The organism is Ensifer adhaerens (genome assembly GCF_020035535.1).
GTDB lineage: Bacteria > Pseudomonadota > Alphaproteobacteria > Rhizobiales > Rhizobiaceae > Ensifer.
The window spans coordinates 265,014-286,996 of sequence record NZ_CP083351.1 but is presented as its reverse complement, the minus strand read 5'-3'; the positions used below and the strand labels follow the sequence as shown (position 1 = coordinate 286,996).

Below are 21,983 nucleotides of genomic sequence, written 5' to 3'. Positions count from 1 at the left end.
CAACCGCAAAATCCATATGCATGACAGACAGGCGCTTCAGTCTTCAGAACGGCCCGCGATTCACGGATTAATTTGCAACGCTTTCAGTATCCACCAAGAGCCGATGAAAGCTGCAGTGATCATCGGCGCCAAGGAACTCGCCGCCGCAAAACGGTAGGTTGTGAAATTGGGGCAAAAATGCGACGCAACCCATAGCATCCCGGCCGGAAACAATTTATGGCTTCAAGCCGCAGTTAAAAGTTGATGCTGCGCGCATTGCGCGAGGAATGCAATCTAGGCTGGATGTTTTCAGCTTTCGATACCTGCATTCTCTAAGCTCTTCTTTCGTTGATGTGGTTGGGGACTACAAAGTGCGGGCATGGGATGTTGAGACGTGCAAAGGCCTTGGCTCTAAGTTGAGGCCCGGCCGAGAATCATGCTTGAAAGCATGGTCTGCAGCATGCGAGGCGATATCGGGCGCCGTGCTGCCAGGCGTCTTCGGGTTCGTTCGTGCCGGTGCGATAGCGCTATCGCTCTGGCTTGCGAGCGCTCTGGCGGCGCAGGCCGCATGCACATGGGATGTCGCCTTCACCTTCGTCGGTCAGACGAAAACGATCAACACCAACGATTGCGAGTTGGCTGCGCCGGACGGCACCTACGGCAGCTTCTACGATTCGCCGACGGTCGATATCCAATCTGGCTACGGACTCGGCGCGAACGATGCAGGAATTTCCGTTGCCGAGCAGAGAAGCGGAAGCAATGGCGGAAATTATGAATTTACCTTCAACGTAAGCAACTCCGTTCTCCAAATAAAGCTCCTGACCGCGCCACCATCGGGTTCGGACAGCTTTACCGGCTACATGTATACCGGCAATCCGAGCTTTCGCTCGGATACCCCGGCAACGATCAATTTCACCTATGGTCCCACGCCGACCTTGACGGCGGTGACGCCGGCGTCGGGCCCGACGGGCGGTGGCACGACGGTCGTCATTACCGGTACCAATCTGTCGGGGGCGACAGCGGTCACCTTTGGCGGGACGGCGGCAGCCGGCTATACTGTTAATAGTGCGACCCAGATCACGGCGACCGCACCGGCGAGAAGCGCCGGCTTCGTCAATGTCGTCGTCACGACGAGCGGGGGAACCGCGACACTCACCGGCGGTTACACCTATGTGGCGGCGCCGACGGTGACGTCGGTATCTCCCGCGACCGGTCCGACCGGGGGCGGCACGACCATCATCATTACAGGGACCGGGTTTTCCGCTGCGAATGCTACCGGCGCGGTGAAGTTCGGCACAACAAACGCGACCTATACCATCAACAGCGCCACGCAGATCACGGCGACGGCGCCGGCCAATTCGGCGGGCACCTATGACATCACCGTGACCACGCCCGGCGGGACAAGCGCGACGAGTGCCAACGACCAGTACACCTATGTTTCGGCGCCGACCGTGACCTCGACGTCGCCGACCTCGGGTCCGACGGGCGGTGGTACGACGGTGACCATCACCGGCACCGGGTTCTCGGCTGCGAGCGGCACCGGGGCAGTGAAGTTCGGGGCGACGACGGCGACCTATACGATCAACAGCAACACGCAGATCACGGCGACAGCGCCGGCCAATTCGGCAGGCACTTATGACATCACCGTGACGACGCCGGGCGGGACGAGCGCCACCAGCGCGTCTGACCAATAAACCTATGTTGCCGCACCGACCGTGACCTCGACGTCGCCAACGGCAGGCCCCACGGCAGGCGGTACGACGGTGACCATCACCGGCACCGGGTTTGCGGCAGCCAATCCGACAGGCGCGGTGAAGTTCGGGGCGACAACTGCGGTCTATACGATCAACAGCAACACGCAGATCACGGCGACGGCGCCGGCCAGTTCGGCGGGCACGTACGACATCACCGTGGCCACGCCCGGTGGCACGAGCGCGACGAGCGCGTCCGACCAGTATACGTACGTAGCGCCACCTGTAGCGACCAGCTTCACCCACGGTTCGATCGTGCCCTACAACGACGGCTCCAGTTTCAGCCAGTCGATCGACCTGTCCACACACGTGAGCAACAATCCAACGAGCTACGCGGTCGGCTCCTCAACCACTGCGCAAGGCGGGTCGGTCAGCGTCGACAGCAGCGGACAGGTGACCTACATCCCGCCTGTGGGCTACCGCAATGCCAATGACAGCTTCACCTTCACGGCGACCAATCTCGGCGGCACGTCAAGCCCCGCCACCGTCACCGTGACGATCGGCAATCCGACCCTTACGGTCACGCTGCCGTCGGCCACGGCCACCGTCGGCACGGCCTACAACACCGGCAACGCCGCGGTGACGATCTCGGGCGGCAAAGCACTCTACACGGTCAACAGCGTCAGCGGGCTGCCCGCGGGTCTGGTCGATAGCGGCAGCGGTGTGGTGACCGGAACGCCGACGGCCAGCGGCACCTTCACGGTGAGCGTCAACATCACTGACAGCTCGTTGGGGGCAGGTCCCTACAACACCAATGCGACGGCGACGCTGACGGTCGTCTTGCCGCCGGCGCCGATTGTCTCGTCCTTCGCCATCTCCGGGTTGACCTATAACGCCGGCTCGGCCTCGGCCACGACCTTCAGTGCTGCCCCACACGCCACCAACAACCCGACCGGCTATCAGGTGGGGGCTTCGTCCTATGGCGCCCCGGTCAGCATCGATAGCGCCGGCCTCGTCAGCTACACGCCGCCAGTCGGCTTCCGTGGCACCGACACCTTCAACTACGTCGCGACCAACCCGGGCGGCACGTCCAATGTCGGCCAGGTCTTCGTGACGGTGAACGATCCCGTCTTCTCGGTCACGCTCCCGGCCTCCACCGGCACGGTGGGCGATGCCTATAACAGCGGCGGGATCGCCGTCAGCGTCAGCGGCGGTAACGCTCCCTATTCCAACTTCTCGGCAACGGGACTGCCGGCCGGCCTGTCGATCAGCAGCGCAGGCGTCATCTCCGGCACGCCGACGACGGCGGGCAATGCCACGGTCGTGGTCACCGCGACCGACAGTTCGGGAGGAAATGGCAGCTTTACCGGCACGGCCGCAGCCAGCATCAGCATTGCCGCGCCGACCATCACCATCAATCCCCCATCGTTGCCGAACGCGGCGAACGGCATTTCGTACAGCGCGACGGTGAGCACTACGGGCGGCATTGCCCCATTTACATTTGGGATCACCGCAGGCGCACTCCCGGACGGCCTCGCGCTGGCCGCCGATGGCACCATCTCAGGCACGCCGACCGGTGGGGGAACCTACCACTTCACGGTCACCGCCACCGACAGCGCAGGGACCGGGCCCTATACGGGCGCGCGTGCCTATGCGTTGACCGTCGACACACCGACGATGGTTCTGTCGCCGCCAGCAGGCGCTCTACCCGGCGGCACGACCGGCCTTGCCTACAGCCAGTCCTTTGGCGCGTCGGGCGGAACCGGCCCCTATACCTACTCAGTAACGGGCGCGCTTCCGGCCGGCCTGAGCATGAGTTCGGCCGGCGTTCTTTCCGGCACGCCGACCGCAGGCGGCATGTTCACCTTCACGGTCAGGACGACCGACAGCTCAACCGGGACAGGACCCTTCACAGCCTCGCAGAGCTATTCCCTGACGATTGCAGCTCCGGCAATCGCGGTTGCACCGTCCACCCTGCCGAACGCGACCTTCGGCGCGGCCTATAGCCAGACGGTGACGGCATCCGGCGGCATTGCCCCCTACAGCTACTCTGTCACATCCGGCACGCTTCCACTGGGCCTCAACCTCAGCGCCGCTGGCGTTCTCTCGGGCACGCCGTCGGAGGTCGGAACCTTCAACATCACGATCAGCGCCACCGACGCGGCGAGCGGTACCGGCCCCTTCACGGGCACGCAAAGCTATGCCCTTGTCGTCGACCAGGTCCTGCCCGTCGCCAACGCCGTCACGGCCACGGTTGCGGCCAACTCCACGGCCAACGGGATCACACTTGCGATCACCGGAGGTGCTGCCGACAGCGTTGCGGTTGCAAACCCTGCCGCCCACGGCACGGCGACAGCGTCTGGCACGACCATCACCTACACACCGGCGCCCGGCTATTCCGGGACGGACAGCTTCACCTATACTGCCACCAATGCTGCCGGAACCTCATCGGCCGCAACGGTTACCGTCACGGTGACGGCACCAACGCTGGTACTCTCGCCTGGCGCAGGCGCGCTTGCCGACGGCACCAAGGGAACTGTTTACGCCCAGACCCTTGCCGTATCCGGCGGCACCGCGCCCTATGCCTACACCGTGACGGCAGGTGCATTTCCGGCCGGACTTGCGCTCGACGGCACAACCGGCCATGTCGGCGGCACGCCCACGGCAACGGGCAACTTCGGCTTCACCGTTACCGCCACCGACGCCTATGGCGCCACGGGCTCGGCCACCTATTCGCTTGCCGTCAGGGCGCCGATCGCCGCCTTCACCTTCACGCCTCAGCCCGGACCCCTCGGCGATGCGATGGCCGGCGAGGACTATCGCCAGCAGATCACGGCGACCGGCGGGGCGGCACCGCTCCTCTATCGGATCGGATCCGGCGCGTTGCCCGGCGGCATGGTGCTCAACGTTTCGACCGGCGAGCTGACCGGCCCGCTCGATGCCGCAAGCCAAGGCAACTACACCTTTACTGTGGTGGTCGAGGACAACAACGGCGCGTCCGGTTCTGCGACCTACAGCATGACGGTCAACTCACGCGGAGCGACCGTCACCGACCAGGTGGTGAATGTGCCCGCCGGCACGAGCCCACCTGACATCTATCTCAATCGCGGCGCGACCGGGGGACCGTTTACGTCCGCCGACGTGGCCTTCGTGGAGCCTCCCAACGCCGGCACCGCCACGATCATCCAGGGGCGGCTTGCCCAGGCAGGTCCGGTCACCGGGCCGGTCGGCTGGTACTTGCAGTTTACCCCCAATCCGGCATTTTCCGGCGCGGCCAGGGTCGGTTTCCGCCTGACGAGTTCGCTTGGCTCTTCGAACATCGGCACAGTGACCTATAATCTCGCCTATGCCGCGACCGACGTGGCGGAGGATATCAACGCGCTCGTCAGCGGCTTTGTCGAGACGCGGCAGGGCCTGATCGCCAACGGCATATACGTTCCCGGCCTTCTCGAGCGTCGGCAGATGCAACACGCAACAGATTCGGTCACCGCGCGCATGACACCGTCCGAGGAGGGCATGACAGCCAGTTTCTCGACCAGCCTTGCGCAGTTGGATGCCGCGCGGGACGCTGCGGATGGCATCGAGGCAACCGCCTTGCCGCCCTTCAACATCTGGATCGATGGCACCTTCCTCGCACACAAGCGGGACCAGAACGACGGCAAGTGGGGCAGCTTCGCGATGCTCAATCTCGGCGCCGACTATCTGCTGTCGGAGCGAGCGCTTGTCGGCCTGTCGTTCCACTTCGATCGCATGACCGATCCAAGTGACGCTGATGCGGAACTGACGGGCAATGGCTGGCTTGCCGGTCCCTATGCCTCGCTCGAAATCGGCCAGGGTGTATTCTGGGACACGAGCCTTCTTTACGGCGGTTCGGCCAACGATATCGATACCGAGTTCTGGAACGGCGATTTCGACACGACGCGCTGGATAATCGATACCGCGATCACGGGAGAGTGGCAGCTCGACGACGCCACGGTGCTGACGCCGAAGCTGAGGGCCGTCTACTTCAACGAAAAGGTGGATGACTATTCGGTGCGCAACGACGCAGGCGACGAGATAGCGATCGACGGCTTTGACGCCCAGCAGTTCCGCGTCAGCCTCGGCGCTGAAATCGCCCGCTCCTTCACGCTGGACAACGGATCGGCGCTCACGCCCAAGCTCGGCGTCACCGCGGGCTATTCAGGCCAGGATGGATCCGGCCTTTTCGGGTCGATCACCGCCGGCTTCTCGCTTCAAACGGCCGACCTCTGGATGCTTTCAGCCGATCTGCTCTTCGACATCGAAGGCGATGGCGAGAAAGCCGCCGGCGGCAAAGTGAGGGCGGGAAGGCAGTTCTGACGGAAGCGGATCGCTGGTCATGCGACGTCGAGCCGAGCAGCGCCCAGCTTACGTGGAATAACCGGCTTGGTTTTCACTTGCTCTGTCGACCACGAGCCCGATCGCGCAACCCGGTGAAATAATCTGCCTCGGCCGGGGCCGTCTGTGCGGAGGAAGGCCCGGGCGCTCGCGACCGTCCCGTCCACAGGGACGACATCACCCTTTCGGACCGGCAGCCGATCGCCAGACCGGATGCCGTCGATAGGAACCCCGTGCAGGCCGCCGTCAAGATAGCGCGTCGCGGTCCGCGGCACGCGGGAGAGTAAGTCACGCATTTTCGCGGCGCGCGCCCCTCCGCGAAGTTTTCGAGGAATGTGCCGCCCGTGTACATCAGCGCGACAACCGTTGCCGCCAAGGCTTCTCCAAAGATGAGTGCAGCCGACATCGACAGCGCAGTGACGAGGTCCAGGCCCATTCCCCATGCCATAGGCTTCGGATTATCTCGACAAGTAGGCCCCCAGAACCGGAGCGATGGCGATTGTCCATATAAATCGCGCGGCATCCGTTCGGCCTGCGAAGTGCGAGCCGAGCCAAGCAGCAATCCGCCGACGCAACAAGCAGAAGGCCAAGTTTCAGTTCAGCTTCGCTTTGATGTTCCGCGACATCAGGTCTCCGGCGAAGGACGCGGGTCGGAACCGGCGACTTCCGCGCGCAAGCCGCCTTCGGCGCTATTCTCCAAGGTTAGGGCCAGATTATAGACATTGGCGATCTCGGATACGATCGCCAGACCAAGACCCGAGCCGGGCTTCAGGCGATCCAGGCGCACACCCCGGCGCAGCAGGTCCGGCAGTCTCTCGGGTGACACCCCCGGGCCGTCGTCCTCGACCACAAGCCGGATAAGACCATCGCGCCGGACGGCCGTGACAGCCACACGGCTCGTGGCCCATTTCGATGCGTTTTCGAGAAGGTTGCCGACCAATTCGCGAAAATCATGCGGATCAATCGGCGCCGTCAGGCCCTCCTGCAAGCCGGCCTCCCATGAAAGGCGCTCGCCTGCCTCGGTGTGCTGAAGCATCCGGATCGTCTCGCCGACGATCCTGGCGACGTCGGCATCGCCGCTCCGCTGGTCCGCGCTCGGTGTGAGCCGCGCACGGGCCAGCTCGTGCTCGACATGGGAGAGCATGGTATCGGCCAGATGGTCGAGTTCGTCAGCGATTTCGATCTCACCCTTCTCGCGGAGGGTCAAGGCATTGTTGGTGAGGACAGTCAGCGGTGTCTTCAGTCCATGCGCCAGGTCGCTGGCCCGGCCCCTTGCGTTGTCCATGGCCGTGGCCTGGGTTTCCAGCAGTCTGTTCAACCGATCGACGAGCGGCTGGACCTCACGGGGGTATGGACCTGCCAAGCGCCTAACGCTGCGGTCACGCACCGCCTCGAGGTCGCGGCCAATGTGGTCGAGGGGTCTCAGGCCGATCCAGAGCTGGATGATCGACATGAGGACCAGCAGCACGGCCAGCACGCCCACATAGGGCAGGATGTCGAGAGCGAAGGCCGCGCGTGCGTTGTCGACCTCATCCGCATTCACCGCAGCCGCAATCCGGACAGGCCTTTTCCCTTCGGGTGCGGCCAACAACAGAACGCGCTCCTGGACCAGGACATCCTTTCCCTCCGGACCAGCGAGGCGATACAGGTGCATGACGCCGACCGGGTGCGCCTCCTGCGGCAGCGGCAGGGCGTAGTCGAATAGCGAGGCCGACCGCAGCTCAACTTTCCCGACTGGATCGTCGATCTGCCAATACAGACCGCCATAAGGCAGCAGGAAACGATTGTCCGGAGGATTCTCAGGCACCTGGACCTTCCCGTCAGCAGAGAAGCGGATGACGGCAGCCAGTCGGTTTATGTGCCCGGTCAATTCGTTCTGGAGGCGCGTACTGTAGCTTTCCGCAAAAATCTGAACGAGAGCAAAAAACGCCGCTGCGAGGCAGATCGAGACGACGACCACGGATGTAAGAATGAAGCGGCCATGGAGCGACCTCATCACTCGTCCGCCGCGATCTGATAGCCGAAGCCCCGGCGCGTGACGATTGCGTCCCGCCCGAGTTTCTTTCGCAATCGTCCGATAAGGACTTCAACGGAATTGCTCTCCCGTTCGAAGTCCTGAGTGTAGAGCTGTTCGGTTAACTCCATCTGCGAAACGGCGCGACTGCGGTTTTGCATGAGGACAGTGAGACATTTGTATTCCAGGGGTGTCACGTCCACGGGCACCCCGTCGATCGCAACCGTACGATGGCGGGTGTCGATTGAAACGGGCCCAGAGGACAGGACTGCGCTCGCTTGGCCGGAATATCTGCGCAGCACGGCGTGCAGTCGGGCAAGCAATTCGGCGATACGGAAGGGCTTGCCGAGATAGTCATCAGCACCTGCGTTGATGCCCTCCACGCGCTCCTCCCAGTTGCCTCGTGCCGTCAGGATGATCACGGGCATGCCTCGGCCGGCAGAACGCCACCTCTTCAGGATGGTGAGGCCGTCGATCGTGGGTAAACCCAGGTCGAGTATGACAGCCGCGAAGTCCTCATGTTCGCCCGCGAACAACACCGCCTCTCCATTCTTCTCGTGCACGACATTAAAGCCCGCCTTCGCAAGATGAGCACCCACGTCACGGGCGATAAGCGGATCGTCTTCGGCAAGCAGCAGACGCATCATTCGTTCTCGATTTCGACGATCCTGCCCGAGGCGGCTTCCACCTCCACTTCGGTGACCCGGCCACTTTCCCTCAGGATCCGGAATTCATAGATGATAACGCCGTCGTCGCGCTCCACCCTGACATCGATCAATTCGCCCGGCAGTTTGGTCAGGACTTGCGCCTTCAGAACGGCCAGTGGGTGAATTCTGCCCTCCCGGACAAGCTCGCTGAGATCATCGTGCGACGGGACGTCGTCGTCTCCGGCAGCATGTGAGCGGTCATCGTCAGCACGGGCAGGTCCCGGCAGCAGGGGCAGGCCGAGAAGGAGAAGCGCAAAGACGCTGAGGATGCGAAACGAACACATCGCACACCGATAGCCCATCGCAGATGACAAGAACCTGACAATCTCCATCAGGTCGTCGTCATGTTGCCTGCCATAGGTTCGACGTCGACCAGAAGAGCAGAACCGCTCCTGGGTATCTGATGGAGAAGACAAATGAAGATGATCATCCTCGCGACCCTCCTGCTCGCCACCGCCTCTGGAGGCGTCGCCCGCGCCGAAGAAGAGCAGAATTGCACAAGCGCGGCCAAGGACAAGTGGCTTAGCGAGAACAGCATCAAGGAAAAGGCCAAAGCCACGGGCCTCGATGTGCGCCGGGTGAAAGTCGAGGGCAGCTGCTACGAAGTTTACGCTATCGACGCCAAGGGCAACAAGGTTGAGACCGTGTTCAACCCCGAGACCGGCGCTGCGGTCGGCAACGAAAGCGAATGATCATGGGCACGATGGATCTAGATGCGGCGAGCACGGGCTCGCCGCCGACGGTCAATGTCTGGGACCCGCTCGTGCGCGTGTTCCACTGGAGTGTCGTCGGACTGTTTTCCTTCTCCTACCTGACAGGCGACGAGTGGAAAAAGGCCCATATCCTGGCGGGATACGTAATCATCGGGCTTCTGGTCATTCGCGTCATCTGGGGCTTTATCGGTACTCGCCACGCGCGATTTTCGAACTTCATATACAGCCCGGTCACAACCGTTAGATTTCTTCTGGACAGCATAGCACTGAAAGCCAGACGCTATATTGGCCACAACCCGGCCGGAGGCGCGATGGTGATAGCTCTTCTCATCTCAATCTCCGGCATCGCCGCAACCGGATATATGATGACGACCGACGCCTATTGGGGTGTCGCGTGGGTGGAGGAGACCCATGAACTGCTGGCGAACCTGACCCTTGGTCTTATTGGCTTGCACGTCGCAGGCGTTGTGCTCGCCAGCATCGAGCACAAGGAAAATCTGGTCCGCGCGATGATCACGGGCCGCAAACGTGCCGAATGATCGCCGGACCCGACAATGGTCCACAAGGACGACCACTTGCTACCGGCGCTGGCGCGAGGGAAATCCAAACGCCACGCCCGCCCTTTTGAAGCGATGAGGCGTCTAAATCCCTCGCCTTGAAGGGATTCGAACCGCGGACAAGCAGCTCGCCCTGGGTTCAATGGAGTGCATAATTGCTGCCCAGAACCAGAAATGCAGTCCTTGCGACGAGGAACTGGCTTATGCATCGCATCGCGTCTGCCACCCTACACTTGCAAGTAGAAAGCAGCATTCAGGCCCATTTCACGCCTTCTTAACCATAAATTGTGAAAATGCGCCCAGCCGGAGGGCATGATGCCGACCGTTCTTTTGGGGTGAAGAGTGCATGCGTAAGCCGCAAGATCAGAAGCTGTCCTCCGGCGACACCATTTTAGAGCCCGGATATGTCGTCTCCCGTCGCAGCGTGCTTTCAGGCCTCGGTGTCATGACGTTACTTGGTGCCTCCGGCTGCTCGCAGGCGCTTGAACTCCCATCGCTGGAACCGCTCGAGCCGTCCGCTCGTTTGTCGCCTGCGGGCGTTGACAACATGTCGACCGGGGCTATCCCACCGATCAGCGTCGACAGCAACATCACCGACAACGGCACGATGTATGCCTCGACGATCGACAATGGTTTCGTGATCCCGGCAATCCCATACCAGAAGGTCAAGCCGGAATTCCGGCGGCAAATCGTTATCGATCCAACCGGAGAGGCGCCGGGCACCATAGTGGTGCGGCTCAGCGAGCGGCATCTCTATTGGGTGCAGGAAGGCGGTGAAGCGATCCGTTACGGCGTAGGCATCGGCAAGGCCGGCTTCGAATGGAGCGGTCGCGCCGAGATCCAGTACACAAAGCAGTGGCCGACTTGGACGCCGCCCAAAGAGATGATCGCGCGCAAGCCAGAGCTTGTGAAATGGACGGGCGGTCAGCCGGGCGGACTCGACAACCCGCTCGGCGCCCGAGCGCACTATATCTACAAGGACGGCCACGATACTGGCTATCGCGTACACGGCTCACCGGAATGGTGGACCATTGGCACTCAGGCATCTTCCGGATGCGTGCGCATGATCAACCAGGACGTCATCGACCTTTACAACCGGGTGAAGGCGTCACCGAGCAAAGTCCCGATTGTGGTCGCATGAATTCCACTCGAGGCATGGTTCGAGGACCCGGTTTCAGCGTCGCCTTGCTTTTCATTTTAGAAGGCTCGAGTTTCTGCAAACTGTGAACTTGGAATCAGCGCGAAAACTTGTAAGTTGAGCGACCTTTTCCAACTACGAGCGGCCAATGCAGGTTCTAGTACGCGATAACAATGTCGATCAGGCGCTCCGCGTCCTGAAAAAGAAGCTCCAGCGCGAGGGCATTTTTCGTGAAATGCGGATGCGCGAAGCTTTTGAAAAGCCCTCGGTTAAGAGGGCGCGCGAGAAAGCCGAGGCGGTGAGCCGCCAGCGCAAGAATGCTCGCAAACAAATGCAACGCGAAGGCCTGCTCCCGTCGAAGCCGAAAAAGAGTAGATAGCTTCATGAACGCTTAGGGCGGCCGTTGTGACGGGTAGAGCGCCCTGTGGTTCTGAAGCACAGGTCCAAATATTTGTCCGGGGCTGCCGCGCAACTCGAATAGATTAATCAGCACCCGCAAAGCACACGTTAAAAATTCGCGCTGCTTGGGCTTCAATCACTACCAAGCACTGGATCAGATCACCCGCATCAAGGAATGACCTCAATCATCGGCGACCTGATAGGCGTTCCGGTCGATATATTACGCGATCCGAGACGCCATAAGGTGAACAACTGAGTCTGTTGGTATTCCCTGATGAGCGGTCCAACCGCCGGCTTACTCTCAGAAGCCGCTTTCTTTCTGGTGCCGCACGGCGAGGATTGTCAAAACGTCCTCATCAATGCGGTAACGCGTGATGTATCCGCTATCTCCAAAATCAATGAGCCACTCTCGATACTGATCCGGCAGATCATCAATAAGGCGCCCCATTTTTGGATGTGCGCCAAGGGCCTGCACACCCTTCAGGATGGCTTCAGCCGCTCGCTTGGCAGCCAAAGGGCTTTTGGGCTGCAAGTATTTTCGGAGACGCTCTAGGTCACGAACAGCCGCTGAAGAGAAGACTATTTGTGGCATTCAGGCGCAGCGCTCTCGTCGTCAGTTCCCCACGTGGATAGCCATTTTTCGACCTCGGCCGCAGTGGCATGGAGGCCCGCCGATTGATATTCCTCCCACGCGTCCAGCGTGTCCTGTCGCAATGTTTCTCGCTTCTCTTCTCGCTCGACGTATTGCGCAATCGCTTCTCGCATGATCCAGTGAGACGAACGGCGGCGGATTTCAGCTAAGTGTTGAACGCGACCTTTCAGCTCATCATCGAGCTTGAGCGAGGTTGGGGATGCCATCGCAACCGTCCTTAGTTAGAGGTAATACCAAGCGCTAAATATAAGAGCTGCTGTTTCAGTTGTCTATGATCCAGCTCCGTCGCGATCACGCAACCTACCGCCACTCACCTTCCCGAGCGCGCCAGCGACCGGACAATGTCGATGATGTCGTCGCGTGACGCGGTCGCCTCGGTTCCCGAAGCTGATCCGGCAGTGGAGCGCCATAGAAGCCCACCCTGATCAAGGGCGAGATACCGAGCCCGACGAACCCTCCGTCCGGTTGCTTTTTCAGGACACGGTGTCCCCTTGCGGTGAAGGACTGTGCCGCTGCGGAACCGCATCTGACAGAAGTCAGTTCGAACCATAGAGCCGCATGCAGGTTTGCCGGCGAGCTTTTTGCTAGGCGGTTGACAGCCGCATGAACACTTCCCGGCGGCCAAACTTGTCTCCGCGCCACGGCTCGCGATAAAGTGAGCGCTTGCCCAGAATAAGCGCGGGGCTTTCTCGGTCTCCTACTCGGACGCTCACGTTCGAAGGAGAACGGAAATGCGCAAGGACGAACAAGAGACCGATGCTGGCTTCGCGCTGACGCGCCGGCATGCGTTGAATGCATGGTGTGGGCGGGAACGGGCGTGCTTTGGACCGTCTCAGGCGGCAGTAATGCCATCAAAGGGACCGCTGGTTGCGATTGCGTCCGCAGTCACCTTCTGGGCAACGCCGTCATCCCACTTGCCCATGACCTCAACGACCTCGAAGTTCTTGCCCGACGCCTGGAGCTTCTCATGGATCCCGTCGTGTCTGTCGGTATCGACAGACGTGCCGGCGACACCGCGCACCTCGAGCACCTTGCCGCCATCAGGCAGATGTTTGACGAGCCAGTCGCCCCACAATTGCCCGAGCCCCTTCTGGTCGACGTTGACGTTGATGGCGTCCTCGGTGTCGAGGATGTTGTCGAAGGCGACCAGCACCACGCCAGCCTCCTTCGCCCGCTTGATGACGGGCGCGAATGCCGTCGGGTTCTGGGCGTTGACGACGATGGCGTCATAGCCGGAATCGATGAAGTTGTTGATCGCCGAGATCTGCGCGGGCACGTCCTCACCCGTCGAAACGACCTTGAACTCCTTCAATTTGGCCGCAACGTCGGGCTGAGCGGCATAGGCCTTGGCGGTCTGCACCATCTGGATGCGCCAGGTGTTGGCGATGTAGCCGTTTGCCAGCGCAACGCGATACGGGCCGTCCTTTTTTGGAAACTTGAAGAACTTGGTGTCCGCCGACCACGGCGCGAAACATTCCGGCTCAGCCGCAGGCCCCGAGACGATTTCCGGATCTGCGTAGGCAGCAGAGCCCAGCATGAAAAAGGCAGTGGCGGCAACGATGCCGCCAGCGAGTGACTTCACCATCGACATTTCCTCCCATTGGCGCGCCACTTGTTTTGTTCTCCAGCCCGGGGCGGAAATTTTTCCCCCGAACGGCACGAACTCCTGAGGCACCGGCACGCTGGATGCCTGCTTTCACCATTGACGAGGCGCTCTGGTCTCCTCCCGAAAACACCGCTGTCTCTTAATTAGGTAGCGCTACCACATACGATTGTAAAGTAACATTTGCGGATTATAAAACAGCGGACATCCGAGATTTCAGATCAAAATCAGTGTCGTTTCGGCATTCCAGCAGGAAGGCTATTCCCTTCTTTTATGATAGCGCTATCATATCGCCACGCTCAGATACCTTCTTTGTCGCATGAGGAGGCCCCATGGCCGAGGATTTCGAGATCGTGGACCCGCGCTTTGCCCGTCTGGTCAACCACAGCGCCCGGGTGGAGCAGCTTTACACGGGGTGTCGCTGGGCCGAGGGGCCGGCCTATTTCGCCGGCGGGCGCTATGTCGTCTGGTCGGACATCCCCAATGACCGGATGCTGCGCTATGACGAGACCGACGGGCATGTGAGCGTCTTTCGCCAGCCGTCCAACTTTTCAAACGGCAACACTACGGATCGGCAAGGCCGGCTGGTCACCTGTGAACACGGCCGCCGCAGCGTAAGCCGTACGGAACATGACGGGAGGATCACCACCATCGCCGACCGCTGGAACGGCAAGCGGCTCAACTCGCCAAACGACGTCGTCGTGCGGTCGGACGGGTCGATCTGGTTCACCGATCCCGCCTACGGCATCGAGTCCGATTACGAGGGTCACAGGGCCGAAAGCGAGATCGGCGCCTGCTACGTCTATCGCGTCGACCCGGCGACCGGCGAGGTCGCCGCCGCCATTACCGACATGGTGCGACCGAACGGCCTTGCCTTTTCCCTTGACGAAAGACAGCTCTACGTCGTCGACACCGGCCGCACCCACGGGCCCGACCATCCTGCACATATGCGCGTCTTCGATGTCAGCGATGCGGGCGTAATTTCGGGCGGGCGCGTCTTTGCCGATTGCACTGCTGGCCTCTTTGACGGCTTTCGTCTGGACGACGAGGGACGGATCTGGACGAGCGCGCGCGATGGCATCCACTGCTACCACCCGGACGGCACCCTGCTCGGCAAGGTAAGGGTACCGGAGAATACCGCCAACTGCGTCTTCGGCGGGCCTAAACGAAACATCCTCTATATCTGCGCGACCAGCTCGCTTTATGCGGTTCGGCTCATGGTCAACGGCGCAAAACTATACTGAGCAGGGAGGTCAGCCATGCCATTTGTGCGCATCACCATCGTGCGCGAGACCCTCGCCGATGACCCTACCGGCAAGAAGGCTGTCGTCAGTCGCAAGGTCGCAGCGGCGATTGCCGAAGCAACCGGACTTCCTGAGCGCGAAGTCTCCGTCGTCTTCGATGAGGTGGAGGCCAGGAACTGGTATATCGGCAGCACCGATGTCGAGACCCTGCGCAGGCGGAGCGCTTAGGAGTCGACGTGACGGACGACATTATCTCCAGGGACCAGGGTCGAAAAACAAGCCGGCGCAGCAGTGGCAGGCCGACGATCGCCGACGTCGCGAAACTGGCCGGCGTTGCCGCGATCACCGTGTCGCGCGCGCTGCGCGATCCGTCCCGAGTTTCGGCCGAACTGCGCGCAGAGATCGATACGGCGGTGACGCAGCTCGGCTATGCGCCCGACCCCAATGCGCGCGCGCTTGCTTCCTCCCGAGCCGACGTGATCGGTGTTCTCGTGCCGTCGCTAACGAACATCGTCTTCGCCGACACGGTGAGAGGCATTTATGACGGGCTCGGCGACGGTCCACTGCAAATACAGATGGGCAATACCCACTATTCGCCTCGCGAAGAGGAGCGCCTGGTCCGCATGTTTCTGAGCCAGCGGCCATCAGCACTGATCGTCTCCGGCATAGACCAGACCGAGAGGACCCGCAAATTGCTCGAGAGCGCGGATTGCCCAATCGTGCAGATCATGGAGCACGGCGACACTCCGGTCGACATGCTGGTCGGCTTTTCCCATTTCGAAGGCGGCAAAACGGCTACCAACCACTTGATCGAAGCTGGATACCGGCGGATCGGCTTCATCGGCGCGCGCATGGATCCACGCTCGCAGCGCCGACTGGCCGGCTATCGCTCAGCGCTGGAGGCGGCGCAGCTCTTCGATCCCAAGCTGGTAACCACCACTCTTACGCCGTCGCGTGTATCACTCGGCGGGCAGCTGCTCGCCGATGCGCTGGCGAAGGCGGCCGACCTTGACGCGGTCTTTTGCAACAATGACGACCTTGCGATGGGCGTACTGTTTGAATGCCAGCGGGCGGGTATCGCTGTCCCGCACCGCATGGCAATCTGCGGCTTCAACGACCTTGATATGATGCATGTCGCCTACCCGTCGCTCACAAGCGTACGTACACCGCGCTATGATACAGGCCGGCTCTCGGTGCAGATGGTGCTGGATCGACTTGCCGGCCGGCCAATTGAATCGCCAATCGTCGACTTGGGCTTCGAGCTTCAGGTTCGCGAAAGTACGACGCGATGAAGCGGCACATCCTCACGGATCGGCCGCAGCGCACAATCCAGATGATACATTAGCGATCGCGGCCCTGATGATCCCACCATCCCGACTTCTGCGCAGTTGACGGCCGGTCGTGGCGCGAAGGATTTGCAGCAATTGCAGCGCCGGCGGCACACATTCTGGACAAGCTTTGGCAAAAGTGCCGCGGAGCGCTCATCCACAACAACCAGCTTCGGCCGAAGCAGGAGCGCCCATGCGATCGCGACGGCTCGCCCGAAAGAGTGTGCGAGTATAGTCGTGTTCCATGTCGCCAGCGCGCAATTGTGCGCGCGTCAGCGTTTCGACTGCGCGGGCGTTCTGCATCACCATCAATCGATCGCACATATAGGAGATGACCGCGAGGTCGTGACTGACGATGACAAAGGTCAGGTTAAGCTGACGACGAAGGCGGTTCAGGAGATTGAGGATTTCGGCCTGGACCGAAACGTCGAGCGCCGAGGTCGGCTCGTCGAGCAGCAGCACCGTTGGGGACAGCGACAGTGCGCGGGCGATCGCCACGCGCTGGCGTTGGCCGCCGGACAGTTCGTGCGGGAAGCGGAACCGGTGTGCCGCCGTCAGCCCGATCATCTCCAGCAACTCGACCGTGCGGGCATCCACATCCGACATGCGGTTGATCAGCATCGGCTCGGCGATGGCCTGGCCAATCGTGTAACGGGGATGCAGCGAGGCATAGGGGTCCTGGAACACCATCTGCGCCACGCGCACGAGGTCGCGCCGCCTTCCCTTGCGTAGATCTATGTCGGCGATGTGGATATCACCGGTCCAATGGCGATTGAGACCCATGACTGTGCGCAAGACGGTGGATTTGCCCGAGCCACTTTCGCCGACGAGACCGAAGCTCTCGCCGCTCTCCACTGAGAGGCTGATGTTCTGCACCGCGACGGCGCTGCCGAAATGGACGCTGAGATTGTCGATGCGGATCATAAGCGGGCCTCTCCCCAGCTCGCGTCGCGCGCGAGAGTTGGCAGTGGTGTCAGCGGCCCATCGATGGCTGGCAGGCAGGCGAGCAGCCCCCGCGTATAGGGATGTACCGCCTCGTGCATGCGTCGCGCATCCAGCGTCTCGACGATCCGGCCGGCATACATGACCAGTACACGGTCGCAGAAACGCGAGACAAGGTTGAGGTCGTGGCTGATGAAGACAAGACCCATGCCACGGCGCCTGACCAGTTCGTCCATGATCTCGAGCACCTGCAACTGCACGGTGACGTCGAGGGCGGAGGTGGGTTCGTCAGCGATCAGCAGTTCCGGCTCGCGCACCACCATCATGGCGATCATCACCCGCTGGCCCATGCCGCCAGAGAGCTCGTGTGGATAGAGGTCGTAGACGCGCTCCGGCGCGCGGATATGCACCGCCTCCAAGACGTCAAGTACTTTCTGGCGCACCTTTGCCGGCGTCAGCGATCGAGCACCGAGCCGGATCGCCTCGGCGATCTGCTTGCCGACACGCATGACCGGGTTGAGCGAGAATTTCGGATCCTGCAGGATCATGCCCATGCGATTGCCACGCAGCTGCCGACGTACCCGCGGCGAGGCCGTAAGCAGGTTGATGCCGGCAAAGGACATGACATCCGCCGAGACGCGCGCATGCTCCGGCAGAACGCCCATCAGGGCGCGACTGGAGAGGCTCTTTCCCGAGCCGCTTTCGCCGACGATGCCGAGCTTTTCCCGGCCGACTTGGAAGGAAACGCCCTTGACGGCCTCGATCATTGTGCCGCCCTCGCCGGCAAAGGCGATGCGCAAGTTTTCCACGTTGACAAGCGTCTCGCTCATGCGCGCCTCCTTAAGTGCGGGTCGAGCAGGTCGCGCATGGCATCGCCCAGAAGATTAAAGCCGAGGCTGACAATGAAGATCGCAAGTCCAGGCATCGTTGCTACCCACCATTGATCGAAGATGAACTTGCGGCCGGTCGAGATCATCGCGCCCCATTCCGGCAGCGGCGGCTGCGCGCCGAGGCCGATGAACCCGAGGCCGGCGGCCGTCAGGATAATGCCGGCCATGTCGAGCGTCATGCGCACGATAACAGAAGAAAGGCACATTGGGATTATGTGGCGCAAGACGATGCGGAATCGCGAGCCGCCGGCAAGCCTGACGGCGTTGACATAATCGCTGTCTCTCACGATGAGGGCTTCGGCCCGCGCCAGCCGCGCATAGGGCGGCCAGGCGGTGAGCGTAATTGCCAGCGCCGCATTGACGATGCCGGGGCCGAGCGCGGCAACGAAGGCGAGCGCCAGCAGCAGCTTCGGGACCGCAAGGAAGACATCGGTGATGCGCATGAACACCGCGTCGACCCAGCCGCCCGCCGTCCCCGCCACCGCGCCGATGGCGAGGCCGATGGGCGCTGACGTTGCCACGACTAGCCCGACGATCAGTAATGTCAGCCGGGCGCCATAAAGGATGCGGGAGTAGATATCGCGTCCCAGTTCGTCGGTGCCGAGCCAGTTTTCCCCGCTCGGTGGCGAAAGACGACGAGCGAGATCGGGCAGGTAAGGATCATGCGGCGCGAGAGCTGGCGCGACGACGGCGCTCAGCACGAGCAGGCCAAGAATGGCAAGGCCGATCATGCCGAGCGGATTGCGGGCGAAGCGGCGAGAAAATCGCTGCAATTCGCCGAGGCGCGCGCGCCTGAGCTGGCGGCGGCTGTTGGTGTGGGTGAGGTTTGTTGCGGTCATGGCAGCCTCCTACCGGCGGCGAAGGTTGGAGCGCGGATCGAGCATCTGGTAGACGACGTCCGAGATCATGTTGAGCAGAATGAACACGGCGCCAACCAGTACCGTGCCGCCGAGCACGGCGTTGATGTCGGCCCTAAAGAGCGATGAGGCTATGTAGTTGCCGATGCCCGGCCAAGCGAAGACGGTCTCGACAAGCACGGAGCCTTCCAGGAGACCGCCATAGGAAAGTGCGATCACCGTGACGAGCGGAATGGCGGCATTGCGCAGTGCATGCAGCATCACCGCGCGATATTCGGTCGCCCCCTTCAGGCGGGCCGTCAGCACGTACTCGCGCGAGAGCTGGTCGAGCATCATCGAGCGCGTCATGCGCGAGATGTAGGCGAGGCTATAATAGCCGAGCAGCGCTGCCGGCAGCACGATATGGCTCAAGGCATTTCCGAAGACTTCCCACTCGCCTGACAGTAACGAGTCGATCAACAGCGAACCGGTTACCGATTTGACGATGCCCTGGTAGAAGACGTCGATCTGGCCAGGACCAGACACCCAGTCGAGCCGGGAATAAAAGACGAAGAGACCGACCAGTCCAAGCCAGAAGATTGGCACGGAATAGCCGATGAGGCCGACGAAGCGGATCACGTAGTCGGGCCATCTGTCGTGCCAGTAGGCAGCCGCCACGCCCGCCGGCACGCCGATGAGCGTGCCAGCCAGAAGGCCGAGCGTCGCAAGCTCCAAGGTTGCGGGAAAGAAGCCGGAGAGGTCTAAGAGCACGGGTCGGTTGGTGACGAAAGACGTGCCAAAGTCGCCCTGCAGGAGCTTTCCGGCATAGGCTATAAACTGCTGCCAGAGCGGCTTGTCGAGGCCCATTTCGAGGAAGACGCGCTGATAGACCTCCTCGCTCGCCTTCTGTCCGACCACCGACAGGACCGGATCGATCGGTACAACGCGGCCGATACAAAAGGTGAGTGCCACCAGGCCAATGAGCGTGATGCCCACGGTGAGGAGAAGCGTGAGGATCCGACCGGTGACACCGAGAACCCGGTTGATGAGAACTGCCGGCACGAACCACTCCGTTTGCTTTACCGGGATTGACCTCGGACGCGACCGGTGCCGGGGCTCCGTTCGCGTCCGAAGCATGGTTCGGACGGCTACTTGGTTACGTTCCAGTAGCGGTCGTCGGCGAAGGTCTGCCCGAGGACGACACCCTTGACCGAACTGCGCACGCCGACCTTTCGGACCTGCTGGAACATGTAGACAAAGGGCGAAGTGTCGGTGTGGGCCTTCTGGAGGGTTTCATACGTCGCCCGTCGCTTGTCCGTATCCTGTTCGCGTACGGCCGCCATCGCATCCTGGGACAGGCTTCCAGCATTCCAGCCAAATCGATCGGCAAGGCCGGCGGAACCGTCCGGTGCGTCCTGCTTGTTCACGGCAAAGGCTTTGGCGTTGGAGTGCGGGTCGGGATAGTCCGGGCCCCACAGGCCGAGCCAGATGTCGAGATTTGACGAGCGATAACGTTCCAGCCACTGCTGACCGTCGACCACTTCAAGGTTCAGCTTGATGCCGGCCTGCGCCATGGTCGCCTGGACCGCCTGGGCGAAATCCGTGTAGGGCGGCGTATTCCAGACAACGGTATCCAGCGTTAACTCACCCGAAATTCCAGCCTCGCCCAACAGCGCCTTGGCCTTCTCGATATCGAGCTTGTACGGATTGTAGTCGATTTCTCCGAGGAAGCCCTTCGGCACCAGCGTCTGGTGGACTTCCACCGTGCCGCGCGAGATTGTGTCGGCGATGCCTTGGTAGTCGACCAGATACTTCAGCGCCTGCACGACCTTAGGTTTGGCCAGGAACTCGTTCCTGACGTTCAGGCCCATGTAGTAGATGGTTCCAGAACGTCCGTCGACAAAGCCGACGTCCGGGTTCTTCTCGATTGCGCCGAAATCATCCGGTCCGAGTTTGTTGGCGATGTCGATGTCGCCCTTTTCGAGCAACAGGCGTTGCGTGGCGCTTTCGGGAATGTGCTGGAGGAAGATCCGCTCCAGGCCTCCAGTCTCGCCGGTATAGTTAGGGTTGCGGGTCAACATGATCGACTGCTTGGGCTCCCAGCGCGTCAGCACGTACGGGCCGGAACCGGCGGAGTTCTCAGCCTTCAGCCAGGCATTGCCGAAGTCGCCATTGAGCTCATGCTCCTGCACCAGCTTGGAATCGACGATGCCGCCGACATAGGAGGACAGACAGTAGTAGAGGAATGACGGCGCATAGGTGTCACCGATCTCGATGACCAGCGTCATGTCGTCAGTCGCCTTGATGCGATCCTTGACGTTCTCAGGCGTGAAACCGAACTGGGTGAGGATGAAGGCAGAGCGCGACTTCATTTGCACGACGCGGCGCAGCGAATATTCCGCATCCCTCGCCGTCACCGGGTTGCCGGAGGCAAACTTCAGGCCCGGACGCATCTTGAAGGTATGGCTCTTGCCGTCCGGCGACGCCGTCCAGCTTTCGGCGAGCACACCGATGATCTTGCTGGAACCGTCGGTCGCTGCAGTCAGAAGCGGCTGGTAGATCTGATTTGCCGCAAGCACGCCGCCAACCTCCGACACCTCGCCCGGATCAAGTGTGATGATATCGTCGATGGCATCGGCGACGACGAGCGTGTTCTTCGGCGTTTCGGCCAGGGCTTGGCCAGCCGCCAATGCCAGCACGAGGGCAACCCCGTTGATCAGTTTTTTTGCGCGCATTTTTCCTCCTTCAGGCGTGCAGGTTTCACCCGCGTCCGCCCGCTCCCACGTTGCGTTGTTTGAAAAGCCTTCCGCTTTTACGGTCCGGTCCTGTGAAGGTTCCCGCACCGGCCAAGCTATGCGCCCAATCGAGCGGCCTCCACCGCTCCCGCCCCTCTTGAACTTTAGTCAGGCTAAAGTTCAAGAGGGGCGGTTGTCA

General features: G+C 61.6%; 20 protein-coding genes and 2 pseudogenes. 10 read left to right on the top strand and 12 right to left on the bottom strand.

Annotation, left to right across the window (positions count from 1 at the left end):
- Positions 1 to 419: 419 nt before the first annotated feature.
- The gene (locus tag LAC81_RS36065) at positions 420 to 1,673 is read left to right on the top strand and encodes an IPT/TIG domain-containing protein (protein ID WP_223730972.1); all 1,254 of its coding nucleotides are present in this window, start codon (positions 420 to 422) and stop codon (positions 1,671 to 1,673) included.
- 21 nt (positions 1,674 to 1,694) lie between these two features.
- A complete protein-coding gene (locus LAC81_RS36060) occupies positions 1,695 to 6,008 on the top strand; it encodes a putative Ig domain-containing protein (protein ID WP_223730971.1) in 4,314 nt (1,437 codons plus the stop codon).
- 143 nt (positions 6,009 to 6,151) lie between these two features.
- Here the strand turns inward: LAC81_RS36060 and LAC81_RS36055 are convergent.
- The 4 genes and pseudogenes from LAC81_RS36055 to LAC81_RS36040 all read right to left on the bottom strand — a co-directional run.
- Positions 6,152 to 6,616: pseudogene (locus LAC81_RS36055) on the bottom strand (heavy metal translocating P-type ATPase); the annotation flags it as partial.
- 35 nt (positions 6,617 to 6,651) lie between these two features.
- Complete coding sequence (locus LAC81_RS36050) at positions 6,652 to 7,986, bottom strand: sensor histidine kinase (RefSeq protein WP_223730970.1); 1,335 nt, start codon at positions 7,984 to 7,986, stop codon at positions 6,652 to 6,654.
- Between the two features lie 35 nt (positions 7,987 to 8,021).
- On the bottom strand, positions 8,022 to 8,687 hold the full coding sequence (locus LAC81_RS36045) for a response regulator transcription factor (protein WP_223730969.1): 666 nt from the start codon (positions 8,685 to 8,687) through the stop codon (positions 8,022 to 8,024).
- Positions 8,684 to 9,061: a PepSY domain-containing protein gene (locus LAC81_RS36040; protein ID WP_223730968.1), complete on the bottom strand. Its 378-nt coding sequence runs from the start codon at positions 9,059 to 9,061 to the stop codon at positions 8,684 to 8,686. Before LAC81_RS36040 ends, LAC81_RS36045 begins: the two co-directional genes overlap by 4 nt.
- Before the next feature lie 102 nt (positions 9,062 to 9,163).
- Here LAC81_RS36040 and LAC81_RS36035 point away from each other — a divergent pair, with 102 nt between their 5' ends.
- From LAC81_RS36035 to rpsU, 4 genes are all read left to right on the top strand, one after another.
- On the top strand, positions 9,164 to 9,439 hold the full coding sequence (locus tag LAC81_RS36035; protein WP_223730967.1) for a PepSY domain-containing protein: 276 nt from the start codon (positions 9,164 to 9,166) through the stop codon (positions 9,437 to 9,439).
- A complete protein-coding gene (locus tag LAC81_RS36030; protein WP_223730966.1) occupies positions 9,436 to 9,999 on the top strand; it encodes a cytochrome b/b6 domain-containing protein in 564 nt (187 codons plus the stop codon). Before LAC81_RS36035 ends, LAC81_RS36030 begins: the two co-directional genes overlap by 4 nt.
- Positions 10,000 to 10,363: 364 nt before the next feature.
- Positions 10,364 to 11,158, top strand: a complete 795-nt coding sequence (locus LAC81_RS36025) for a L,D-transpeptidase (RefSeq protein WP_223730965.1) — start codon at positions 10,364 to 10,366, stop codon at positions 11,156 to 11,158.
- Between the two features lie 145 nt (positions 11,159 to 11,303).
- Positions 11,304 to 11,534, top strand: coding sequence for a 30S ribosomal protein S21 (gene rpsU / locus LAC81_RS36020; RefSeq protein WP_057249963.1), 231 nt, complete (start codon positions 11,304 to 11,306; stop codon positions 11,532 to 11,534).
- Between the two features lie 321 nt (positions 11,535 to 11,855).
- On the opposite strand, the gene LAC81_RS36015 is transcribed toward rpsU, so the two are convergent.
- Positions 11,856 to 12,146 carry a type II toxin-antitoxin system RelE/ParE family toxin gene (locus LAC81_RS36015; RefSeq protein WP_223730964.1) on the bottom strand — a complete coding sequence of 97 codons (291 nt, stop codon included), beginning with the start codon at positions 12,144 to 12,146 and terminating at the stop codon, positions 11,856 to 11,858.
- The gene (locus LAC81_RS36010; RefSeq protein ID WP_223730963.1) at positions 12,134 to 12,412 is read right to left on the bottom strand and encodes a CopG family ribbon-helix-helix protein; all 279 of its coding nucleotides are present in this window, start codon (positions 12,410 to 12,412) and stop codon (positions 12,134 to 12,136) included. The genes LAC81_RS36015 and LAC81_RS36010 overlap by 13 nt, the downstream gene beginning before the upstream one ends.
- 215 nt (positions 12,413 to 12,627) lie before the next feature.
- Here LAC81_RS36010 and LAC81_RS36005 point away from each other — a divergent pair, with 215 nt between their 5' ends.
- Positions 12,628 to 12,813, top strand: coding sequence for an oligopeptide/dipeptide ABC transporter ATP-binding protein (locus LAC81_RS36005; protein ID WP_328717969.1), 186 nt, complete (start codon positions 12,628 to 12,630; stop codon positions 12,811 to 12,813).
- Between the two features lie 234 nt (positions 12,814 to 13,047).
- On the opposite strand, the pseudogene LAC81_RS36000 reads toward LAC81_RS36005, so the two are convergent.
- Positions 13,048 to 13,791 (bottom strand): annotated as a pseudogene (locus LAC81_RS36000) (substrate-binding domain-containing protein); the annotation flags it as partial.
- Positions 13,792 to 14,141: 350 nt separating this feature from the next.
- Between LAC81_RS36000 and LAC81_RS35995 the strand changes: the two are divergent.
- Genes LAC81_RS35995 through LAC81_RS35985 form a run of 3 tightly spaced genes read left to right on the top strand, consistent with a single transcriptional unit; the run spans position 14,142 to position 16,345 of the window.
- Positions 14,142 to 15,053, top strand: a complete 912-nt coding sequence (locus LAC81_RS35995) for an SMP-30/gluconolactonase/LRE family protein (RefSeq protein WP_223730962.1) — start codon at positions 14,142 to 14,144, stop codon at positions 15,051 to 15,053.
- 15 nt (positions 15,054 to 15,068) lie between these two features.
- The gene (locus LAC81_RS35990; RefSeq protein WP_223730961.1) at positions 15,069 to 15,281 is read left to right on the top strand and encodes a tautomerase family protein; all 213 of its coding nucleotides are present in this window, start codon (positions 15,069 to 15,071) and stop codon (positions 15,279 to 15,281) included.
- Between the two features lie 8 nt (positions 15,282 to 15,289).
- Complete coding sequence (locus tag LAC81_RS35985) at positions 15,290 to 16,345, top strand: LacI family DNA-binding transcriptional regulator (protein WP_223730960.1); 1,056 nt, start codon at positions 15,290 to 15,292, stop codon at positions 16,343 to 16,345.
- Positions 16,346 to 16,534: 189 nt separating this feature from the next.
- On the opposite strand, the gene LAC81_RS35980 is transcribed toward LAC81_RS35985, so the two are convergent.
- The 5 genes from LAC81_RS35980 to LAC81_RS35960 all read right to left on the bottom strand — a co-directional run bounded on the left by LAC81_RS35980 (position 16,535) and on the right by LAC81_RS35960 (position 21,784).
- Positions 16,535 to 17,305: an ABC transporter ATP-binding protein gene (locus tag LAC81_RS35980; protein WP_223730959.1), complete on the bottom strand. Its 771-nt coding sequence runs from the start codon at positions 17,303 to 17,305 to the stop codon at positions 16,535 to 16,537.
- Positions 17,302 to 18,153 (bottom strand): ABC transporter ATP-binding protein, encoded by an 852-nt coding sequence (locus tag LAC81_RS35975; protein WP_223730958.1) that lies wholly within the window; start codon positions 18,151 to 18,153, stop codon positions 17,302 to 17,304. The genes LAC81_RS35980 and LAC81_RS35975 overlap by 4 nt, the downstream gene beginning before the upstream one ends.
- Positions 18,150 to 19,052 (bottom strand): nickel transporter permease, encoded by a 903-nt coding sequence (gene nikC, locus LAC81_RS35970; RefSeq protein WP_223730957.1) that lies wholly within the window; start codon positions 19,050 to 19,052, stop codon positions 18,150 to 18,152. The genes LAC81_RS35975 and nikC overlap by 4 nt, the downstream gene beginning before the upstream one ends.
- Positions 19,053 to 19,061: 9 nt before the next feature.
- Positions 19,062 to 20,111, bottom strand: coding sequence for an ABC transporter permease (locus LAC81_RS35965; RefSeq protein ID WP_223730956.1), 1,050 nt, complete (start codon positions 20,109 to 20,111; stop codon positions 19,062 to 19,064).
- An 86-nt stretch (positions 20,112 to 20,197) separates the two neighbouring features.
- Positions 20,198 to 21,784, bottom strand: a complete 1,587-nt coding sequence (locus tag LAC81_RS35960; RefSeq protein WP_223730955.1) for an ABC transporter substrate-binding protein — start codon at positions 21,782 to 21,784, stop codon at positions 20,198 to 20,200.
- Positions 21,785 to 21,983 lie beyond the last annotated feature (199 nt).

Coding starts and splice junctions, on each gene's coding strand:
- LAC81_RS36045 (WP_223730969.1), bottom strand. CDS start 8,687: ATGATGCGTCTGCTGCTTGCCGAAGACGATCCGCTTATCGCCCGTGAC.
- LAC81_RS35980 (WP_223730959.1), bottom strand. CDS start 17,305: ATGATCCGCATCGACAATCTCAGCGTCCATTTCGGCAGCGCCGTCGCG.
- nikC (WP_223730957.1), bottom strand. CDS start 19,052: ATGACCGCAACAAACCTCACCCACACCAACAGCCGCCGCCAGCTCAGG.
- LAC81_RS36010 (WP_223730963.1), bottom strand. CDS start 12,412: ATGGCATCCCCAACCTCGCTCAAGCTCGATGATGAGCTGAAAGGTCGC.
- LAC81_RS36035 (WP_223730967.1), top strand. CDS start 9,164: ATGAAGATGATCATCCTCGCGACCCTCCTGCTCGCCACCGCCTCTGGA.
- LAC81_RS36015 (WP_223730964.1), bottom strand. CDS start 12,146: ATGCCACAAATAGTCTTCTCTTCAGCGGCTGTTCGTGACCTAGAGCGT.
- LAC81_RS35995 (WP_223730962.1), top strand. CDS start 14,142: ATGGCCGAGGATTTCGAGATCGTGGACCCGCGCTTTGCCCGTCTGGTC.
- LAC81_RS35990 (WP_223730961.1), top strand. CDS start 15,069: ATGCCATTTGTGCGCATCACCATCGTGCGCGAGACCCTCGCCGATGAC.
- LAC81_RS36025 (WP_223730965.1), top strand. CDS start 10,364: ATGCGTAAGCCGCAAGATCAGAAGCTGTCCTCCGGCGACACCATTTTA.
- rpsU (WP_057249963.1), top strand. CDS start 11,304: ATGCAGGTTCTAGTACGCGATAACAATGTCGATCAGGCGCTCCGCGTC.
- LAC81_RS35960 (WP_223730955.1), bottom strand. CDS start 21,784: ATGCGCGCAAAAAAACTGATCAACGGGGTTGCCCTCGTGCTGGCATTG.
- LAC81_RS36030 (WP_223730966.1), top strand. CDS start 9,436: ATGATCATGGGCACGATGGATCTAGATGCGGCGAGCACGGGCTCGCCG.
- LAC81_RS35975 (WP_223730958.1), bottom strand. CDS start 18,153: ATGAGCGAGACGCTTGTCAACGTGGAAAACTTGCGCATCGCCTTTGCC.